Annotated in this window: 16 protein-coding genes; 9 read left to right on the top strand and 7 right to left on the bottom strand. The window is 68.8% G+C overall.

What is annotated here, in order from left to right; translation table 11 throughout:
* Positions 1–43: 43 nt before the first annotated feature.
* On the top strand, positions 44–544 hold the full coding sequence (locus CXY91_RS24575; protein WP_100964156.1) for a GNAT family N-acetyltransferase: 501 nt from the start codon (positions 44–46) through the stop codon (positions 542–544).
* Here CXY91_RS24575 and CXY91_RS24570 read toward each other — a convergent pair whose 3' ends face one another.
* The 4 genes from CXY91_RS24570 to CXY91_RS24555 are packed head-to-tail and all read right to left on the bottom strand — an operon-like array spanning position 545 to position 7,434.
* Positions 545–2,632, bottom strand: coding sequence for a hypothetical protein (locus tag CXY91_RS24570; protein WP_100964154.1), 2,088 nt, complete (start codon positions 2,630–2,632; stop codon positions 545–547).
* Between the two features lie 18 nt (positions 2,633–2,650).
* Positions 2,651–5,476 carry a DUF4159 domain-containing protein gene (locus CXY91_RS24565; RefSeq protein ID WP_100964152.1) on the bottom strand — a complete coding sequence of 942 codons (2,826 nt, stop codon included), beginning with the start codon at positions 5,474–5,476 and terminating at the stop codon, positions 2,651–2,653.
* Between the two features lie 13 nt (positions 5,477–5,489).
* Positions 5,490–6,407, bottom strand: coding sequence for a DUF58 domain-containing protein (locus tag CXY91_RS24560; protein ID WP_100964150.1), 918 nt, complete (start codon positions 6,405–6,407; stop codon positions 5,490–5,492).
* Between the two features lie 10 nt (positions 6,408–6,417).
* The gene (locus CXY91_RS24555) at positions 6,418–7,434 is read right to left on the bottom strand and encodes an AAA family ATPase (RefSeq protein ID WP_100964148.1); all 1,017 of its coding nucleotides are present in this window, start codon (positions 7,432–7,434) and stop codon (positions 6,418–6,420) included.
* A gap of 182 nt (positions 7,435–7,616) precedes the next feature.
* On the opposite strand from CXY91_RS24555, the gene CXY91_RS24550 reads away from it, so the two are divergent.
* From CXY91_RS24550 to CXY91_RS24535, 4 genes are read left to right on the top strand one after another with little or no spacing between them, the layout of a single operon-like run.
* Positions 7,617–8,201 (top strand): DUF1285 domain-containing protein, encoded by a 585-nt coding sequence (locus CXY91_RS24550; protein ID WP_465246889.1) that lies wholly within the window; start codon positions 7,617–7,619, stop codon positions 8,199–8,201.
* A complete protein-coding gene (locus CXY91_RS24545) occupies positions 8,201–8,869 on the top strand; it encodes a CoA pyrophosphatase (protein ID WP_100964146.1) in 669 nt (222 codons plus the stop codon). Before CXY91_RS24550 ends, CXY91_RS24545 begins: the two co-directional genes overlap by 1 nt.
* A gap of 26 nt (positions 8,870–8,895) precedes the next feature.
* Positions 8,896–9,168 (top strand): DUF6111 family protein, encoded by a 273-nt coding sequence (locus CXY91_RS24540; protein WP_091839239.1) that lies wholly within the window; start codon positions 8,896–8,898, stop codon positions 9,166–9,168.
* Positions 9,165–10,421: a CCA tRNA nucleotidyltransferase gene (locus tag CXY91_RS24535; protein WP_100964144.1), complete on the top strand. Its 1,257-nt coding sequence runs from the start codon at positions 9,165–9,167 to the stop codon at positions 10,419–10,421. The genes CXY91_RS24540 and CXY91_RS24535 overlap by 4 nt, the downstream gene beginning before the upstream one ends.
* On the opposite strand, the gene CXY91_RS24530 is transcribed toward CXY91_RS24535, so the two are convergent.
* From CXY91_RS24530 to CXY91_RS24520, 3 genes are all read right to left on the bottom strand, one after another.
* On the bottom strand, positions 10,387–11,619 hold the full coding sequence (locus CXY91_RS24530) for a hypothetical protein (RefSeq protein WP_100964141.1): 1,233 nt from the start codon (positions 11,617–11,619) through the stop codon (positions 10,387–10,389). The two genes, CXY91_RS24535 and CXY91_RS24530, sit on opposite strands and share 35 nt — an antisense overlap.
* Before the next feature lie 105 nt (positions 11,620–11,724).
* Complete coding sequence (gene hemF / locus CXY91_RS24525; protein ID WP_100964139.1) at positions 11,725–12,648, bottom strand: oxygen-dependent coproporphyrinogen oxidase; 924 nt, start codon at positions 12,646–12,648, stop codon at positions 11,725–11,727.
* Between the two features lie 14 nt (positions 12,649–12,662).
* Complete coding sequence (locus tag CXY91_RS24520) at positions 12,663–13,136, bottom strand: tRNA (cytidine(34)-2'-O)-methyltransferase (RefSeq protein ID WP_100964138.1); 474 nt, start codon at positions 13,134–13,136, stop codon at positions 12,663–12,665.
* A gap of 133 nt (positions 13,137–13,269) precedes the next feature.
* Between CXY91_RS24520 and CXY91_RS24515 the strand changes: the two genes are divergently transcribed.
* The 4 genes from CXY91_RS24515 (at position 13,270) to CXY91_RS24500 (ending at position 18,091) form a co-directional block, all read left to right on the top strand.
* Positions 13,270–15,135, top strand: a complete 1,866-nt coding sequence (locus tag CXY91_RS24515) for an ABC transporter ATP-binding protein (RefSeq protein WP_100964136.1) — start codon at positions 13,270–13,272, stop codon at positions 15,133–15,135.
* A gap of 191 nt (positions 15,136–15,326) precedes the next feature.
* Positions 15,327–15,878 (top strand): ubiquinol-cytochrome c reductase iron-sulfur subunit, encoded by a 552-nt coding sequence (petA, locus tag CXY91_RS24510; protein WP_280141487.1) that lies wholly within the window; start codon positions 15,327–15,329, stop codon positions 15,876–15,878.
* A gap of 54 nt (positions 15,879–15,932) precedes the next feature.
* A complete protein-coding gene (locus CXY91_RS24505) occupies positions 15,933–17,204 on the top strand; it encodes a cytochrome b (protein ID WP_091839256.1) in 1,272 nt (423 codons plus the stop codon).
* 8 nt (positions 17,205–17,212) lie between these two features.
* Positions 17,213–18,091, top strand: a complete 879-nt coding sequence (locus CXY91_RS24500; RefSeq protein ID WP_091839259.1) for a cytochrome c1 — start codon at positions 17,213–17,215, stop codon at positions 18,089–18,091.
* The last annotated feature ends 113 nt before the right edge of the window (positions 18,092–18,204 follow it).

The following is an 18,204-nucleotide window of genomic DNA, read 5'->3' as shown; positions in this document are numbered from 1 at the left end:
CATTGCCAACCGCGCCGAATTCGGCCATGCCGCGATCCCGACCATGACTTCGCTTCCCCTCACCATCCGCCAGGAGCTGCCGGGCGACGCCGCGGCGATCGAGCGCCTGCACGAGCGTGCCTTCGGGCCGGGCCGCTATGCCCGCACCGCCTCGCGCCTGCGCGAAGGCGCGCCGCATGATCCGGCGCTGTCCTTCGCCAGCCATGTCGGCACCTTCCTGGTCGGTTCGGTCCGGGTGACGCCGATCCTCGCCGGTGGCGGGCCGGGGCTGACGCTTGGGCCGTTGACCGTCGATCCGGCCTTCGAGGGCCGCGGCATCGGCGCTGCGCTGATGAATGCCGCGATCGAGGCAGCGCGCGAACGCGGCCACGAGCTGATCCTGCTGGTGGGCGACGCGCCCTATTACGCCCGCTTCGGCTTCAAGCCAGTGAAGCCCGGCCATCTCGTATTGCCCGGCCCGGCCGATCCCGGGCGCTTCCTGGCGCTGGAGCTCAAGGACGGGGTGCTGGCGCAGCGCAAGGGCGCGGTGGTGGCGCTGCGCTGATCAAGCCTCGCGCTTGAATCTCCGCCCGCTCTCGCCGATCCAGCCAGCGACCAGTGCGCCGAAGAGGATGGCAAGGCCGATCAGCCCGACGAAGAGCGGCGAGATCGAGACGCCGCGGACGATGCCGGAATCGCTGATGCGCAGGCCGATCCAGTCGGCACCGGCGAACTGCCGCCCGGAGCGGACCGGCACGATGCGCGGGATGGTGACGCCCGAGCCGTTCTCCTGCCCGATCCGGCGCGAGGAGCCGCCGGTCGCCTCGGCCAACGCCTGAAGCTTGCCGGGATCGCTGACCACCTCCATCAGTTCGCGCGGGTTCTCCGGGCCGATGCTGGCGAAGGCGGTCAGGTTCTCGGTGGTGACCTTGTGCAGGCCGAACTCGCTCGCAGCGGTGCGGGCGACGAAGAGGCCGGGGCGGCCGGGCTCGAAGGGCACGGTGCGGGTCGAGCCGTCGGGCGCGGTGATGATCGCAGGCGCGGGATTGTCGCCGAGCGTCTGGCGCTCGATCTCGATATTGCGGCCCCGCGCGCTGGCGCGCAGTGCCTCCTCCTCGAGGTCCGGCTCCTTCATCAGCCAGTGGCCGAGCCGGCGCAGCAGATCGAGATGCGGGCCGCCGTCGCGGAAGCCGCGGGCCCAGAGCCAGGCATGGTCGGAGAGGAAGAGCGCGACGCGGCCCTTCTGCTCGCGCGCCAGCAGCAAGAGCGGACGATCGCCGGGGCCGGTCATCACGGTCGAACCCGAGCGGGCGCGGGAGCCGACGAGGCGCAGCCATTCGCCCCAGCGCGGCGGCTCGACCTCCGAGCCCGGCAGGTCGCGCGTGACGGGGTGGCGCTTGCCGGGCTCGCTGACCCTTGCGCGATAGGCTTCGTCGAAGACGCTGCCATCGGGCTGCGCCGGCAGGATCTGGCCGAGCGGGGTGCGCGCCAGCGACTGGGCGCCGGAATATTCCGGCCCGGCCGCGATCAGCAGCGCGCCGCCATCGCGGACATAGCGGACGATATTGTCGAAATAGACCAGCGGCAGGATCGACTGGTTGGCGTAGCGGTCGAAGATGATCAGGTCGAAATCCTTGATCTTGACCTGGAACAGCTCGCGCGTCGGGAAGGCGATCAGCGAGAGCTCGTTGATTGGCGTGCCGTCCTGCTTCTCCGGCGGGCGCAGGATGGTGAAATGGACGAGATCGACATTGGCGTCGGCCTTGAGCAGGTTGCGCCAGGTGCGTTCGCCCGGATGCGGCTCGCCCGAGACGAGCAGTACGCGCAGCTTGTCGCGGACGCCGTCGATGGTGATGACGGCGCGGTTGTTGGCGAGCGTCAGCTCGTTGTCGAGCGGGGCGGCCTCGATCTCGATGACGTTCGGTCCGCCGCGGTCGATGCGAACGGGCACCTGGACGGTCTCACCGGCGATCGCCTCGCGCCGCGCGATGATCTCGCCATCGCGGCGCACCGTTATCGCGGCCCGGCCTGGGCCGCCCTTCTCGACGACGCGCAGGCGGACATTCTGCTCCTTGCCGACGATGCCGAAGCGCGGGGAATCGACCAGCACGATGCGCCGATCGATCTCGCGCTCGCGGCCGGTGGTCAGCACATGAAACGGGGCGCGCAGGCCGAGCGCCTCGGCCGTGGCAGGCGCGTCATGGGCAAGGCCGTCGCTCAGCACGATCGCACCGGCGACGCGCTCGGACGGGACGTCGGCAAGGCCGGAGGCGAGCGCCTCGAACAGGCGGGTGCCGTCGCCGGCGCCCTGCTGGTCGGTGACCTCGATCGTGCGGGCCTCGACACCCGCGATGCCGCGCAATTGCCGCTCGACCTCGGCCTGGGCCGCTTGCATCTGCTGCGAGCGGTCGGCGAGGCGGTTCGAGGCGGATCTGTCGACGACGACGGCGACGACGTCCTTGACCGGCTCGCGATCCTCGAAGACGAGCGAGGGGTCGGCCAGGGCAATGGCGAGCACAGTGAGCGCGAGCGCACGCAAGATCGCGCTGCGTCCAGCCAGCACGAGCGCCATGCCGGCGGCGACTGCGGCGAGGGCGGCAAGGCCGATCAGCAGCGGCAGCGGGACAAGCGGGGCGAAGGTCAGGCTCCACATCGGGCGGGATTTCCTTCGCTACTGACCGAGGCGTTCGAGCAGGGCCGGGACATGGACCTGATCGGCCTTGTAGTTGCCGGTCAGCGCGTACATCACCAGGTTGACGCCGGCGCGCAGCGCCATCTCGCGCTGGCGCGGATCGGAGCCGGACATCGGCACGAGCGCCTCGCCGCGCCGCCCGACGGCCCAGGCGGCGGCGAGATCGTTCGAGGTGATCACGATCGGCGAGACGTTGTCGCCGGCGCGGGCCGGGCGGCGGCCGTCCTCGCTGGCGGGCGGCAGCACCTCGACCCAGGTCGTGCCGCTGTCATAGCGGCCGACGAAGCCGTCGAGGATGTAGAAGGTTTTCGTCAGGACGTGGTCGCGCGGGATCGGCTCCAGCTCGGGAATGTCGAGCGTCTGCAGCATGCGACGCAATTGATCGCCCTCGGGCGTGGTACCGCCGCCCGGCCGGGTGCTCATCGCGTCGCGGGTGTCGAAGATCACCAGCCCGCCGCCCTTCATATAGGCCTCGACCTTGCGCAGCGTCTCTGCCGGAGGGATCGGCCGGCCGGCGACCACGGGCCAATAGAGGATCGGGTAGAGAGCAAGCTCGTCGCGGGAGACGTCGACGCCGGCGGCCTCGCCCGGCTCCAGCGCGGTGCGGGCGCCCAGGACGATGTTGAGACCGGCCATGCCGGCCTTTGACATGTCGTCGACCGTCCTGTCGCCGGTCAGGACATAGGCGAGGCGGGTCGCGCTCGCGGCAGTGACGAGATCGCGCGGCACCGGCGGCCGCTGATCGGCCGGCGGGGCAGGCGGGGCCGGCTGCTGCGCCTGTGCGGTATCCGGACCGGGCAGGGTCGCGAGGGCGACAGCGAGGAGCAGCGCAGCGGGCGCCGCCCGTCGGAAGCGGGCGAGGTTCATCCGGCCTCCGAGCCAGAGCGTGGCCAGCGTGTCGACGACGAGGAGGAGCAATGCCAGCACGAGGAGCTGCGGGCGGATATCGCGGGCGACGGGCTGGTCGATCGGCAGCATCGGCGCTCCCAGCGCGGCGAGATCGAGCGCCGCCAGCGTGTCGGCAGGGGCGAGTGTGTTGACCGCCATGGCGCCGTCGGTCGGGCCATAGATGCCGGGCGGATGCGCGAGCGTGGCGCGGCCGGTGAAGTTGCGGGCGACGGGTTGTGCGGTCGCAGGAGGCGAGCGAAAGGCGCCCTGACCGTCGAGCACACGGGTCGGCGACAGGGTCTCGACCTTGATCTCGCCGCCCTGGCTCTCGGCGGAGCTCGTGCCGGACATGGCTACGACCTTGCGCAGCATTTCGACGAACAGGCCGGAGAGCGGCAGGTTCGACCAGGTCGTGTCGGCGGTGACATGGACCATGGCGAGCACGCCGTCGCCGCGGCGCTCGCCGGTGACGACCGGCGTGCCGTCCTCCAGAGCCGCCCAGGTCTTGCGGGCGAGGTCGGGCTCCGGCTCAGCCAGGATCTGGCGGGTGACGCGGACGTCCTCGGCGAGGGACGAGCCGAAGAAAGGGCTCTCGCGGGTGAAGGGCGCGAGCTTGCGCGGCGCTTCCCAGGAGAGGCCGCCGCCAAGGGTGCGGCCGCCGCGGCGCAGGCGCACCGGCGTCAGCTCGTCGGAGGAGGCGGCAAGTCGGGCTCCGGCGAAGCGCAGCAGCACGCCGCCGCGCTCGACGAAGGTCGAGACTTTGGCGGCGGTGTCGCCGTCGAGCGCGCCGATATCGGCAAGGATCAGCACGGAGAGATTCTGCGCCAGCAATTCGCCGACCGGGTCGGTCGAGCCGGCGCGGGGCTCACGGATCTCGGCGAAGGGCGACAGAGCCCGCGAGACGTAATAGGTCGGCGACAGCAGCGGCTGGGCGGTGTCGGCGGTGGCGCCCGAGACGATGCCGACGCGGCGGCGCTTGGCACGGTCGTCGAGCAGAGCGACGGCGCCGGCGCTGCGCTCGCCGGTAATCTCCAGCCGCGAGACAGCGTTGCGGACCTCGATCGGCAAGGTCAGCCGCGCGGTGGTTTCGAGCTCGTTGCCGCCGAAGACGAAAGGCGCGTCGCCAAGTGGCAGGCCCTTGAGGTCGAGCGCGCGGACCTGGCCGCTCGCCGCAGCATTCGTCGTCGGGCGCAGGACCTTGACGGTCAGCGCGCCGGCGAGGTTCTCGGGCGCGGCGAGGGCGCGCTGATCGGCCGGGCCGGCATGGATCGAGAGGCGGCTCGCGCCAGCTTCCTGCTTCAGCCTGGCCAGGAAATCGGCGTCACCGCCGCCGACGCCGAGCCCGTCTGCGACCCAGACCGTCTCGGCCTGGGGCTGGGCCCGCCAGAAGGCTTCGAGCCGCTGGAGATGGGCGCTGCGATCTGGCGCGTGCGGCTGTAGGGCGAGTGCACGCAAGCGTTCGAGGGCGCCCTGCGGCTCGGCCAAGGCTATCTCGCTTGGCGCTTCGGCAAGGCCGACGACCGCGACGGGCCGGCCTTCGCGCCCGGCGGCCATGATGCGGCTCTCGGCGATGGCCTGGCGTTCCAGCCAGTCGGTCGCGGCGCCGAAGCCGTTGTCGACCAGGAGAAGCAGCGGGCCGCGCAGAGCGGCGGCGTCGCGCACCGGATTCCAGACCGGGCCGGCGACGGCGAGGATCGCCAGCGCCGCCACGGCCATGCGCAGCGCCAGCAGCCACCAGGGCGTATGGGCCGGCGTCTCGCGCTGCGGGATCAGGTCGCGCACGATCTTCAGCGGTGGGAAGTCGATGCGCTTCGGCCGCGGCGGCGTTACCCGCAGGATCAGCCAGAGCACGGGCAGCACGGCCAGCGCGATCAGGGCCAGCGGCGCGGAGAAGGCGATCGGCAGCGATGAGAGCATCGTCCGTTCTCCCTCAACCCGCCGGGCCGCCGCGCGAGGCGGCGATCAGGCTGGCGATGCGCAGCACGCCTTCGCTGGCCGGTCGGTCGGTGCGGTGCAGGGTCAGCGTCCAGCCGGCATGGCGGCAGGCTTCGCGGATGGCGTCGCGATGGGCCTGCAGCCGCTCGCGATAATCCTCGCCCCATTTGCCGGCATCGCCGACCCGCAATGACAGGCCGTCCTCGAGGTCGAACAATTCGGCCTGGCCGGAGAACGGGAAGGTCTCCTCGATCGGATCGGCGATCAGCAGGATATGCCCCCTGGCGCCGCTGCTCGCCAGCGTGGCGATGCGCTTGGCGAGGGCCGCCGCCGGCGTCAGGCCATCGGTGATCAGAATCGCGTCGGCCAGGCGCGGCAGCGGCTCGTCCGGCGGCAGGTCGGCCTCGCCATTGCGGCGATCGGCCAGGATCGCCTGAGCCAGCATTTCGACGATGCGGCGCGAGGCCATCGGACGGGTCAGGCCGAGATGGCCGACGCGCTCGCCGCCCTCGACCAGTGTCTCGGCCAGGGCGAAGCCGGCGATCAAGGCGCGGTCGACCTTGCTGACCTGGGCGAGCGAGGAGGAAAAGCCCATCGAGGCCGAGCGGTCGATCCAGAGCCAGATCGCGTGCGAGGCTTCCCATTCGCGCTCCCTGACGAAGAGATGGCCGTCGCGTGCAGAGCGACGCCAGTCGATGCGCGAGGCGGATTCGCCTGTCACCAGCGGCCGGTATTGCCAGAAGGTCTCGCCCGGGCCGGAGCGCCGGCGGCCATGGATGCCGTGCACGCTGGCCGAGACCCGCCGCGCCTCCAGCACCAGCCTGGGCAGGCGGGCGGCGAGATCGAGCGATGCCTTGAGGACCGGCTGGCCCGGCTGGCGCTCGGATTGGCCAAGGACGCGGGTGCGCAGCATCAGAATGCCCTCAACCCAGACGCTCCACGAGCTTGGCGACGACACCCTCGACCGTCTCGCCATCGGCGCGGGCGGCGAAGGTCAGTGCGATGCGGTGTTTCAGGACAGGGGCGGCGAGTGCCGCGACGTCGTCGACCGACGGCGCGAGCCGGCCTTCGACGAGGGCGCGGGCGCGGGCGGCGAGGGTCAGCGCCTGGCTGGCGCGCGGGCCGGGGCCCCAGGCGAGCTTGTCGGTGATCGCCTTCTCGCCGTCGCCGGGGCGGGCCGAGCGGACGAGGTCGAGGATCGCGTCGACCACCGCCTCGCCGACCGGCAGGCGGCGGACCAGGCGCTGCGTCGACATCAGGGTCTCGGCCGTCATCGCCTGCACCGGCTTGTGCTCGGCGGCGCCGGTGGTCTCGAGCAGAATGCGGCGCTCGGCCTCTCGGTCGGGATAGCCGACATCGATCTCCAGGAGGAAGCGATCGAGCTGGGCTTCCGGCAGCGGATAGGTGCCTTCCTGCTCGATCGGGTTCTGGGTCGCGAGGACGTGGAAGGGCGCCGGCAGGTCGTGACGCTCGCCGGCGACGGTGACGTGATGCTCCTGCATCGCCTGCAGCAGGGCCGACTGGGTGCGCGGCGAGGCGCGGTTGATCTCGTCCGCCATCAGCAGCTGGGCGAAGACGGGGCCCTTGATGAAGCGGAAGTGGCGCTTGCCGCCCTCGCTCTCGTCGAGCACTTCGGAGCCGAGGATGTCGGAGGGCATCAGGTCGGGCGTGAACTGGACGCGCCTTGCCGAGAGGCCGAGCACGGTGCCCATCGCTTCGACCAGCTTGGTCTTGGCGAGGCCGGGCACGCCGACGAGCAGGCCATGGCCGCCGGCGAGAAGGGTGATCAGCGAGAGATCGACGACCTTCTGCTGGCCGAAGATGACCTGGCCGATCTCGGTGCGGGCGGCGCCGATGGCGGCGAGGGCCGCTTCCGCCGCCTCGACGATGCCGGTGTCGAGGTTGATCGGGGCGTTGGCATCACGGGCTTGCGCCACCATGTCGATCTCCTTCAGCCTCGCGCTCGCGGGCCTTCCTGTCCGATTCCAAACTGTGACCCTCGCGGGGAGCATGCTCAAGGGGCAGAGAGCGGCGGTGCACAACAGTCCGCTTCACGATTATGTAGAGTTCAAGGCGAGAGAGCGATGCAACCGGCATGCCGATGACGAAAGCGCGAGGTGACATGACTGCCGAGGCCGCAGGCGCGATGAATCGCCTGCTGAGCGCGCTCGGCTCGGGCCCTGCCCGCGGACTGCCGCCGGTGGAGCGCTGGAACCCGCCCTTCTGCGGCGATCTCGACATGCGCATCGCCGCAGACGGTACCTGGTTCTATCTGGGCACGCCGATCGGCCGGCCGGCGCTGGTCAAGCTGTTCTCCTCGGTGCTGAAGCGCGAGGGCGACGATTACTTTCTCGTGACCCCGGTCGAGAAGGTCGGGATCAAGGTCGAGGATGCGCCGCTCCAGGCCGTCGAGATGGCGGTGGAGGGCGAGGGCGACCGGCGCAGCATCGCCTTCCGGACCCGTACCGACGATCTGGTTACGGTCGGGCCGGACAATGTCTTGCGCTTCGAAAGGGCTGCGAACGCGGGCGTGAAGCCCTATGTGCATGTCCGGCGCGGGCTCTGGGCCCGGCTCACGCGGGCGCTGACCTATGATCTGCTGGCGCTCGGCGAGATCAGGGAGGGCGACGGAGAGGAGCGGTTCGGCATCGCGGCCGGCGGCGTTTTCCACGTGGTCGCGCCGGCCAGCGAGATCGAGGGACTCTGATGCAGCAACTTGCCAAGCGGCTTGCCGAGACGGCGTTCTGGAACGGTGGCGATCTCGAAGCGCTGCTGCTGCGCGCCTTGAGACCCGAGCCGCCTGCCCATGGCGACCTGATCGCGCGGCCGCGCGGCGATCACGATCTCCAATCCGAGCCGATCGACATTCCGGACGAGGCCAGCGCGATCGAGGCTGCCGTGCTGATCCCGATCGTGCTGCATCCGGGCGAGCCGACCGTGCTCCTGACCCAGCGCGCCGCGGCCTTGCGCAAGCATTCCGCGCAGATCGCCTTCCCGGGCGGGCGCGTCGATGAAACCGACGGCTCGCCCTTGGTGGCGGCCTTGCGCGAGGCGGAGGAAGAGGTCGGGCTGTCCCCCGGCAAGGTCAGGGCGGTCGGCTATCTCGACGCCTATCTCACCGGCACCGGCTATCGCGTCACGCCGGTGGTCGGGCTGGTCGAGCCGCCGCTGACGCTGACGATCAACCCGCACGAGGTCGACGAGGCCTTCGAGACGCCACTCGCCTTCCTGCTCGATCCGGCCAATCACCAGCGCCATGGCCGGGAATTTCGCGGGCGTTATCGGACCTACTATGCGATGCCACATGGCGATCGCTATATCTGGGGAGCGACGGCCGGCATGATCCGCAATCTCTACGAGCGGCTCGCCGGCTGAAACGAGAGGCCGGGACAGATCATCCAATGCTGCGCACGCTGATCGAGGAGTTCCTGCTCTTCGTCCTGCCGTTCTGCCTGTTCGCGGGCTATCTCGTGGTCCGGCGGCGCAATCCGTTCGATGTCGAGCACTGGAGCCGCCATCTGTTCTGGCTGTCGGTGGTCGGCATCGTGCTGGGGATCGGCTCCTTCGTCTATGCCGGCCTGGTCGCGCCGCGACATACCGGGCCGTTCGTGCCGCCGCATGTCGAAAACGGCAGGGTGGTCCCCGGCGAGTTCGACGACCGGCCGAAGCGATGACCGGTGCCGAGCGCGAGCGGCTTGCCGGACTGCTGGCGCGCGCCGATGTCGCCGCGCTGCTTTCCGCGCTGAACCGGGACGGGGAGGAGGCCCGCATCGTCGGCGGCGCCGTGCGCAATGCGCTGCTGGGCGAGCCCGTCGCCGATATCGACGTCGCCACGACCTGGCTGCCTGACGAGACGATGCGGCGGGTACGCGCCGCCGGCTTCAAGGCGGTGCCGACCGGGGTCGAGCACGGCACGGTCACCGTCGTGATCGACGGCACGCCTTTCGAGGTCACGACGCTGCGGCGCGATGTCGAGACGGATGGCCGCCATGCCGTCGTCGCCTTCGGTAGCGACTTCCGCGAGGATGCGTTGCGCCGCGATTTCACGATCAACGCGCTCGGGCTCGATGCTGCCGGCGGGCTGCACGACTATGCCGATGGGCTCGCTGATCTTGCTGTGCGGCGGGTGCGCTTCATCGGTGCGGCCGGCGAGCGGATCGCCGAGGACTATCTGCGCATCCTGCGCTTCTTCCGCTTCCATGCCCGCTATGGCGTCGGTGAGCCGGATAGGACAGCGCTCGCTGCCTGCGTCGCCGGCCGTGGCGGCCTGGAGGGGCTGTCGCGCGAGCGGGTCTGGGCGGAGCTGCGCAAGCTCCTCACTGCGCCGCGTGCGGCGGAAACCCTGCAGGCGATGGCAGGTGCCGGGCTGCTGATGCCGGTGGTCGGCGGCGTACCCCGTCTCGCGCGCTTCGCCGCAATCGCCGATGGGCCGGGGGCGGGCGTGTATCCCGCCTTCCGGCTGGCGGCCCTGGCGGTCGCGGTCGGCGAGGATGCGCTCAGGCTGCGCGAGCGGCTGCGGCTCTCAAATGCGGAGTTTGAGCGGGTTTCCGGCATTGCCGCGGCACTGGAGGGGTTGTCGGGCAGAGAGGCGCTGCCGCAGATCGCGACGTTGCGCCGACTGGCCCATCGCCTCGGGACGGATGCAGTCGCGGGCGGGCTGGTGCTGCTGGGCACGCAGGGCGGAGCGGTCGAGGTTCAGGGTGTGATCGCCGATCTGGCGCGGACGCCGCCCTTCCTGCCGACAGGCAAGGATGTGCTGGCGCTCGGTGTCGGCGCCGGTCCGAAGGTCGGGCAGGTGCTCGAAGCGGCGCGGGAGGCCTGGATCGAGGCGGGCTGTCCGGCAGGGCGGGACGAGCAGATGGCGCTGCTGGCGAAGGCCGCCGGCGCCGAGGTCAAGGCGCGAACAGGCGGGACACCTCGGCGCTGATCTTGTCCTGGCCGGCGGCGACGGCCCGGATGTGCGCAGGATCGGAAACACGATGTTTCCTGATCATCGGGATTTCGATGATCCTGTCGGAACTCAGAGAAAGCTCCCTGATCGTCCGGTCGTTCGCTTCCGTCAGCTCGTCGTCTGTCAGCCCCGGGATCGAGCCATGCACCTCAGTTCCCGGCAGAAGCCCCATGGCGTTGACGTTGGGCGGTTTGCCGCGGAGCACTTCGTGGCCGAGTTGCTGGAAGGTGTTGAGGGTTTTGACGGCATTGATCCTGCCCGGCGCCTTGATCCGGGCCGGCGACAGGCCGACCACGTCGCCATCCTCGACGAAGAAGGCGCCGTCGGCGATGCCGACGAAATCGATGCGGATACCGAGACCAGTCAGCTTGGCGGCGGTGTGCAAGGCCGAAAACCCACCGGCGCTGAAGGCGACGACGACCGTGACCCCCTTGGGCGCGCGGCTGCGCACGGCCCTGACTCTCTTGACGACCTCTGCGGTCGGATCCTGCCCGCCCCGGCCACCGAAGAAGGTGGCGATCATCGGCTTCTCGTGAGTATTGAGATAGGCCGGGGTCACGAATGTCCTCTGAAAGAGGTTGTCGGTGACATGGTCCCACGAGCCCGGGGCGATGCCTTTGCCGAAGCCGCTGTATTTGATGAAGATATCCATCGGCTTCGCAACCTGCGGTTCCGGAGCCGGAGCAGGCTTGGCATCGGCGAGGTTGAGATCCGCATCGAGCGAGCGGATCGTCTGGATGCCGACGACCTTGTCCACGCCTGCCTGCGCCGAGCGTCGGATGTCCCTGGCCTTCTTGTAGGCGTAGACCAGAGCGAGCGTGGACGGGCCATAGCTGCCGCGCTTCAGCTCGTCGGGCGAGATCGGCGGCGTCGCCTTCAGCGCCTTGATCATCGCGTTGAAGCTCTCGCCCTCGACTTCGTCGAGGTTGAGATCCGGGCTCGCCGCGGAAGCTTCACGCAGCTTCATCAGGGCTCTGTGAACGATGCGGACATGCGGCCCGGGCGGCTTGCCCTGATGGATATTGGCTCCGTCGTTGACGGCGCATTGCTCCAGACGGTCGGTGACGTTGAGCGTCTTGGCGCGAATCTGCTGCTTTGTCTCGTTGTCGACCGCCGCGTCGCCGAGGGTGATCTCATTGGCCCGGACGAAAAGCTGGTGTGTCAGTCTCGCCATATCGTTCCCGCCGTGATCGACCGCTCCGTCACCGTGGCCTAAGGCAGGATTCTCCCGGACGCGTCCTTCATTTGGCGGAGGACGCGCAACGGGCCGGCGCTCACGTCACGGCCACCTGACCGTCGGCGGCATCGAGGACAGGATCGAGGCGACGTTGCCGCCGGTCATCAGGCCGAAGATGGTGCCGCGGTCGTAGAGCAGGTTGAACTCGACATAGCGGCCGCGGCGGACCTGCTGCTCATGGCGCTCGGCATCCGTCCAGGGCGTTGCCAGATTGCCGCGCAGGATGCGCGGGTAGATGTCGAGGAAGGCCTCGCCGACCGCCTTGGTGAAGGCGAGGTCGGCTTCCGGATCGCCGGTCCAGACATAGTCGTAGAAGATGCCGCCGATGCCGCGCCGCTCGTTGCGATGCTTGAGGTGGAAGTACTCGTCGCACCAGGCCTTGAAGCGCTCGTAGTCGGCGACGCCGGCATGGGCCTCGCAGGGGTTGCGCATCGCGGCATGGAAGGCCTGCGCATCGGGGTCGTCCTGGCTGCGCCGGCGGTCGAGCACCGGAGTGAGGTCGGCGCCGCCGCCGAACCAGGGCTTGGTCGTCACGACGAAGCGGGTGTTCATGTGCACGGTCGGCGCGTGCGGGTTCCAGGGATGGGCGATCAGCGAGATGCCGGTGGCGTGGAAACGCGGGTCCTCGGCCGCGCCCGGGATCTGCGCGGCGAATTCCGGGGCGAAGCTGCCATGCACGGTCGAGACGTGGACGCCGACCTTTTCGAAGACGCGGCCCGACATCAGCGCCATCACGCCGCCGCCGCCCGGCGCGCCGTCATGGTTGCTGCGCTGCCAGGGCGTGCGGACGAAGCGGCCGGGCTTGTCGGTCTCAGGGGGAAAAGGGCCGGCAGCCTCCTCCTCGACCTGCTCGAAGGCGGCGCAGATGCGGTCGCGCAGGCTCTCGAACCAGGCGGCGGCGCGTGGCTTCAGGGCTTCGACGACAGCGGGATCGACGGCTGCGGGTTGCGTGGCTTGTGCGGTCATGTGCGGTCTCTTCGTCAGGCGTCAGCCGGCGTGGGATAGGCACGCAGCTGGCGCAGCGCCTCGCCCACTACCATCGCCCCGGCCATGGCGACATTGAGCGAGCGCAAATCGCGGCGCATCGGGATGTGTACGCTGGCCTGCGCCGCAGCATAGACCTCGGGCGGCACGCCCGCGCTCTCGCGGCCGACCATGACGATGTCACCCGGGCGAAAGGCGAAGTCGGTGTGGGCGCAGGCGCCGTCGGTCTCGGCCAGGACGAGGCGGTGGCCGCCCTGCCGCCGCCAGTCCTCGAATGCGCGAAAGGAATCATGCCGGGTCACCGCGGCCCGCTCGATGTAATCCATGCCGGAGCGGCGGAAGTTGCGGTCGGACACGTCGAAGGCGGCCGGTTCGACGATGTCGACGGCGATGCCGAGGCACGCCGCCAGGCGGATCATGGTGCCGGCGTTCTGCGGAATGTCGGGCTGGTAGAGGGCGAGGCGCAGCATGGCGGGGTCATGCTGTCTGCGCAGGGCGCACGTCAAGCGGCAGTTCGGCCATGCTCTGGCCTTCATTTAGCAGTCGACCCATATAACGAAGCGTCGTCATTGCCAGCTGCCCGAGGAGGGCCACCCTAACTCCATGTTCGCCCCGCTTTTCCGTTTCCTTGAAAGCCGCATCGACGTGTTCGCGCCCTTCGACGAGCGGCAGACGCCGCCGACCGGCGTGTTCCGCTTCATGTGGCACCACATCAAGGGCGTGAAGGGCTGGATGGCCCTGATCATGCTGACCGGCCTCGGCTTCTCCGGCATCGAGGCGGCGATGTACCTGATGGTCGGCTGGTTCGTCGATCTTCTGACCAAGAACTCACCGGAACAGGTTTTCAGCGAGCATGGCTGGCTGCTGATCGGCGCGGCGCTCGTGGTCACCGTGGCGCGGCCGCTTATCTATTTCGCCAACCACGCCATCGTCGACCAGGTGGTGGTGCCGCAAATCACCAACCAGATCCGCTGGCGCAACCATGTCTACACGCTCGGCCACGCGCTCTCCTATTTCCAGAACGATTTCGCCGGCCGGCTCTCGTCGCGGGTGATCCAGGCCGGGCAGGCGATCCGCGGCGCGACGATCGAGGTGATCGACGACCTCTGGTACGCGCTGATCTTCGCCTCGGTCGCGATCGGCTTCTTCGGCTCGACCAGCCTGTGGCTCGCTATGCCGGTGATCGTCTGGCTGGCGGCCTATGTCGCCCTGCTGATCTATTTCGTGCCGCGGGCCAAGAAGCGCTCGGAGGCGAATTCGCTCGGTCGCTCGAGCACGACCGGGCGCATCGTCGACGCCTATACGAACATTCTGACGGTGAAGCTCTTCGCCCGTGCCGACGCCGAGCGCTCGGCCGTGCGCGACTCGTTGACGCGCTGGAACGCCTCCTTCCTCAACCTGTCGCGGCTGATCACCGGCGTCAGCGTCATCCTGCAGACGATGAACAGCCTGCTGGTCGTGGCGACCGCCTGGCTCTGTCTGCACCTCTGGAGCCAAGGCGAGATGACGCCGGGCGCGGTCGCCGCCTCGATCGGCCTGGTGCTGCGCCTCGTGCAGATGTCGAGCTGGCTGATCCACCTGGTGCGCGGCATCTTCGAGAATATCGGCTCGGTGCAGGAGAGCATGGAGACGATCGCCAAGCCGCACGACCTGCCGGATGCGCCGGACGCGGTGCCGCTCCAGGTGACGCAGGGCGGGGTGCGCTTCGAGCATGTCCGTTTCAATTACGGCAAGCCGCAGGGGCTGTTCGAGAATCTCGACCTCGAGATCAAGCCGGGCGAGAAGATCGGGCTGGTCGGCCCGTCCGGAGCCGGCAAGTCGACGCTGGTCAACCTGCTGCTGCGGCTCTACCAGCTCGATTCGGGCCGCATCCTGGTCGACGGGCAGGACATCGCCCATGTCACGCAGGAATCGCTGCGCAGCCAGATCGGCATGGTGACGCAGGACAATTCGCTGCTGCATCGCTCGATCGGCGACAATATCGCCTATGGCCGGACCGGCGCGACGCAGGACGAGATCGCGGCGGCGGCCAAGCGGGCGGCGGCGCACGACTTCGTTCTCGGACTTTCCGACCAGGATGGGCGCCAGGGTTTCGATTCGCGTGTCGGTGAACGCGGCGTGAAGCTCTCCGGTGGCCAGCGCCAGCGCATCGCGATCGCTCGCGTGCTGCTCAAGGACGCGCCGATCCTGATCCTGGACGAGGCGACCTCTGCGCTCGATTCGGAGGTCGAGGCCGAAATTCAGGCCCAGCTTTCCACATTGATGGAAGGAAAGACCGTGATCGCGATCGCGCACCGGCTCTCGACCATCGCCGCGCTCGACCGGCTGATCGTGCTCGACAAGGGCCGGATCGTCGACATGGGCAGCCATGACGAGCTGGTGCGGCGCGGCGGGCTCTATGCCCGCCTATGGGCCCGGCAGTCCGGTGGCTTCCTCGCATTGGCCGACAGCGAGCGGATTCCGGCCTGAGCCGGCTGCACGGCGGCATTGCTGCGATGCAGTGGGCTGCGGCACGCGCGACAGTAGACTTCGTCAAAACTGCATGCCAAAGAGCGCGGCAGGCGACGCGCCGCCGCAAGGCGGGCTGTGTGCCCGCGCCCCTGTGGGGCGCTTGATTTGTTTCAGCCGGCCAGGCCGGCCGCCGAGCAGGGAACTGGATCGTGGCGCACGCGACCGATACGACTGGCACCGAACCCACCCGCCGCGATTTTCTGATGCTGACGACCGGCGCTTTCGGCGCCGTCGGCGCCGCCGCCCTCGTCGTGCCTTTGCTCGGCCAGCTGGCTCCCGACGCGCAGGTCGTTGCCGCCGGCGCTCCGATCGATCTCGACCTCGCCCCGATCGCGGAAGGCCAGGCGATCAAGCTCTTTTGGCGCGGCAAGCTGATCTTCGTGCGCAATCGCACCAAGAAGGAGATCGACGAGGCCAAGGCCGTCGATGTCGCGACGCTGCGCGATCCGCAGACCGACGAACAGCGCACCAAGGCGGGCCATGAGCGCTATCTCGTCGTCTACGGCAACTGCACCCATCTCGGCTGCGTGCCGCTCGGCAACGCCGCCGGCGAGCCGAAGGGCGAGTTCGATGGCTGGTTCTGCCCCTGCCACGGCTCGCACTACGATTCCTCCGGCCGCATCCGCAAGGGTCCCGCGCCGCTGAACCTGCCGGTGCCGCCCTACGCGTTCACCGCGGATACCAAGATCAAGATCGGCTGAGCCTCCTGAAGGCGAGGACGGCATCGAGCGGATTTGAGAGAGCTTGAGGCGAGCATGAGCGGTCACAGCACCTACCAACCGAAGACCGGGATCGAGCGCTGGCTCGATGCACGGCTGCCGATCGTGCGGCTGATGCACGATTCCGCGGTTTCCTATCCGGTGCCGCGCAATCTCAACCTGCTGTGGACCTTCGGCGGCATCCTGGTGTTCATGCTGGTGGCGCAGATCATCACCGGCGTGATCCTGGCGATGCACTACACGCCGAACGCGACCATGGCGTTCAACTCCGTCGAGCACATCATGCGCGACGTGAACTTCGGCTGGCTGCTGCGCTACCTGCACTCCAACGGCGCCTCGATGTTCTTCGTGGCGGTCTACATCCACATCTTCCGCGGCCTGTACTACGGCTCGTACAAGGCGCCGCGCGAGGTGCTCTGGATTCTCGGCGTCATCATCTTCCTGCTGATGATGGCCACGGCATTCATGGGCTACGTGCTGCCCTGGGGCCAGATGTCCTTCTGGGGCGCGACCGTCATCACCAACCTGTTCTCGGCGCTGCCGGTGATCGGCGAGACGATCGTGACCTTCCTGTGGGGTGGCTACTCGGTCGACAACCCGACGCTGAACCGCTTCTTCTCGCTGCACTTCCTGCTGCCGTTCATGATCGCGGGCGTCGTCGTCCTGCACATCTGGGCGCTGCACCATGTCGGCCAGAACAACCCGACCGGCGTCGAGGTCAAGGACGTCAAGAAGGACACCGTTCCCTTCACGCCCTATGCGACCATCAAGGACCTGTTCGGCATGGTCTGCTTTATGCTGGTCTTCGCCTGGTTCGTCTTCTACCAGCCGAACTTCATGGGCCACGCCGACAACTACATCCCGGCCAACCCGGCCTCGACGCCTGCCCACATCGTGCCGGAATGGTACTTCCTGCCGTTCTACGCGATCCTGCGTGCCATTCCCGACAAGCTCGGCGGCGTGCTGGCGATGGGCGGCGCGATCGTGATCCTCGCCTTCCTGCCCTGGATCGACACCTCCAAGGTCAAGTCGATGACTTACCGCCCGATCGCGCGCCAGTTCTTCTGGATGTTCGTCCTGGTCTGCATCGGCCTCGGCTATCTCGGCGCCATGCCGGCGGACGAGCCCTATGTGACGATCTCGCGCATCCTGACGGTGCTGTATTTCGGCTTCTTCGTGGCGCTGGCGCTGATCGGCATCTTCGAACGGCCGGCCCCGCTGCCGACCTCCATCGCCGACTCGGTGCTCGGCGGCTCGGGCGCGCGCCTCGGCCACGCCACCGCCGCGGCACCGCAGGCCAAGGGCTGAACGAGACCATGAGCAAGATGTCCCTCCGCCTGTCGCTCGCCGGTCTCGTCACTGGCCTGACCCTTGCCGTGTCCGCGCCTGTCCTGGCTGCCGAAGGCGCTCCGAAGCCGCCGGCGCAGAGCTGGTCGTTCGCCGGTCCGTTCGGCAAGTTCGACCAGGCCCAGCTGCAGCGCGGCTTCAAGGTCGCCAAGGAAGTCTGCGCCAACTGCCACGCGATGAACCTGATCCGGTTCCGCAACCTGTCGCAGCCGGGCGGCCCTGGCTTCACCCCGTCGCAGGTCGCGGCGCTCGCCGCGAGCTATACGAACATCAAGGACGGCCCGAACGACGCGGGTGAGATGTTCGAGCGCCCCGGCCGTCCGGCCGACGCCTTCCCGGCGCCGTTCGCGAACGAGCAGGCGGCTCGTGCCGCCAATGGCGGCGCCTATCCGCCGCCGATCGACATGCTGGCCAAGGCGCGCACCTATACGCGCGGCTTCCCCACCTTCATCTTCGACATCTTCACCCAGTATCAGGAGCAGGGGCCGGACTATATCGTCGCGCTCCTGACCGGCTATGCCGAGCCGCCGGCCGGCGTGACGCTGCTGCCGGGGCAGAACTACAACAACTACATGCCCGGCCACCTGATCGCGATGCCGAAGCCGCTGAGCGACGGCCAGGTCGAGTACCCGAAGGGTGCGGACGGCAAGTCGCCGGTGCCGGAGACAGTCGAGCAGTACTCCAAGGACGTCGCCGCCTTCATGGTCTGGATGGCGGAGCCGCATCTCGAGGCGCGCAAGCGCATGGGCTTCCAGGTGATGATCTTCCTGGCGCTCTTCGCCGGCCTGCTCTACTTCACCAAGAAGAAGATCTGGTCGCGCCTGCCCGACCACGCCTCGGCGCACTGAGCGAGATCTGAGTTCGAAAGGGCCCCGGAGACGGGGCCCTTTTCGTTTATCGGCCACATTCGATCGTCTGCGCCGCCGTGTTACGGCTGTCACGAATCTCGATCCTTATCCGG

The organism is Allobosea sp. FBZP-16, from assembly GCF_002831785.1.
Classification (GTDB): Bacteria; Pseudomonadota; Alphaproteobacteria; order Rhizobiales; family Beijerinckiaceae; genus Allobosea; species Allobosea lupini.
This window is presented reverse-complemented; position numbering and strand designations above follow the sequence as displayed.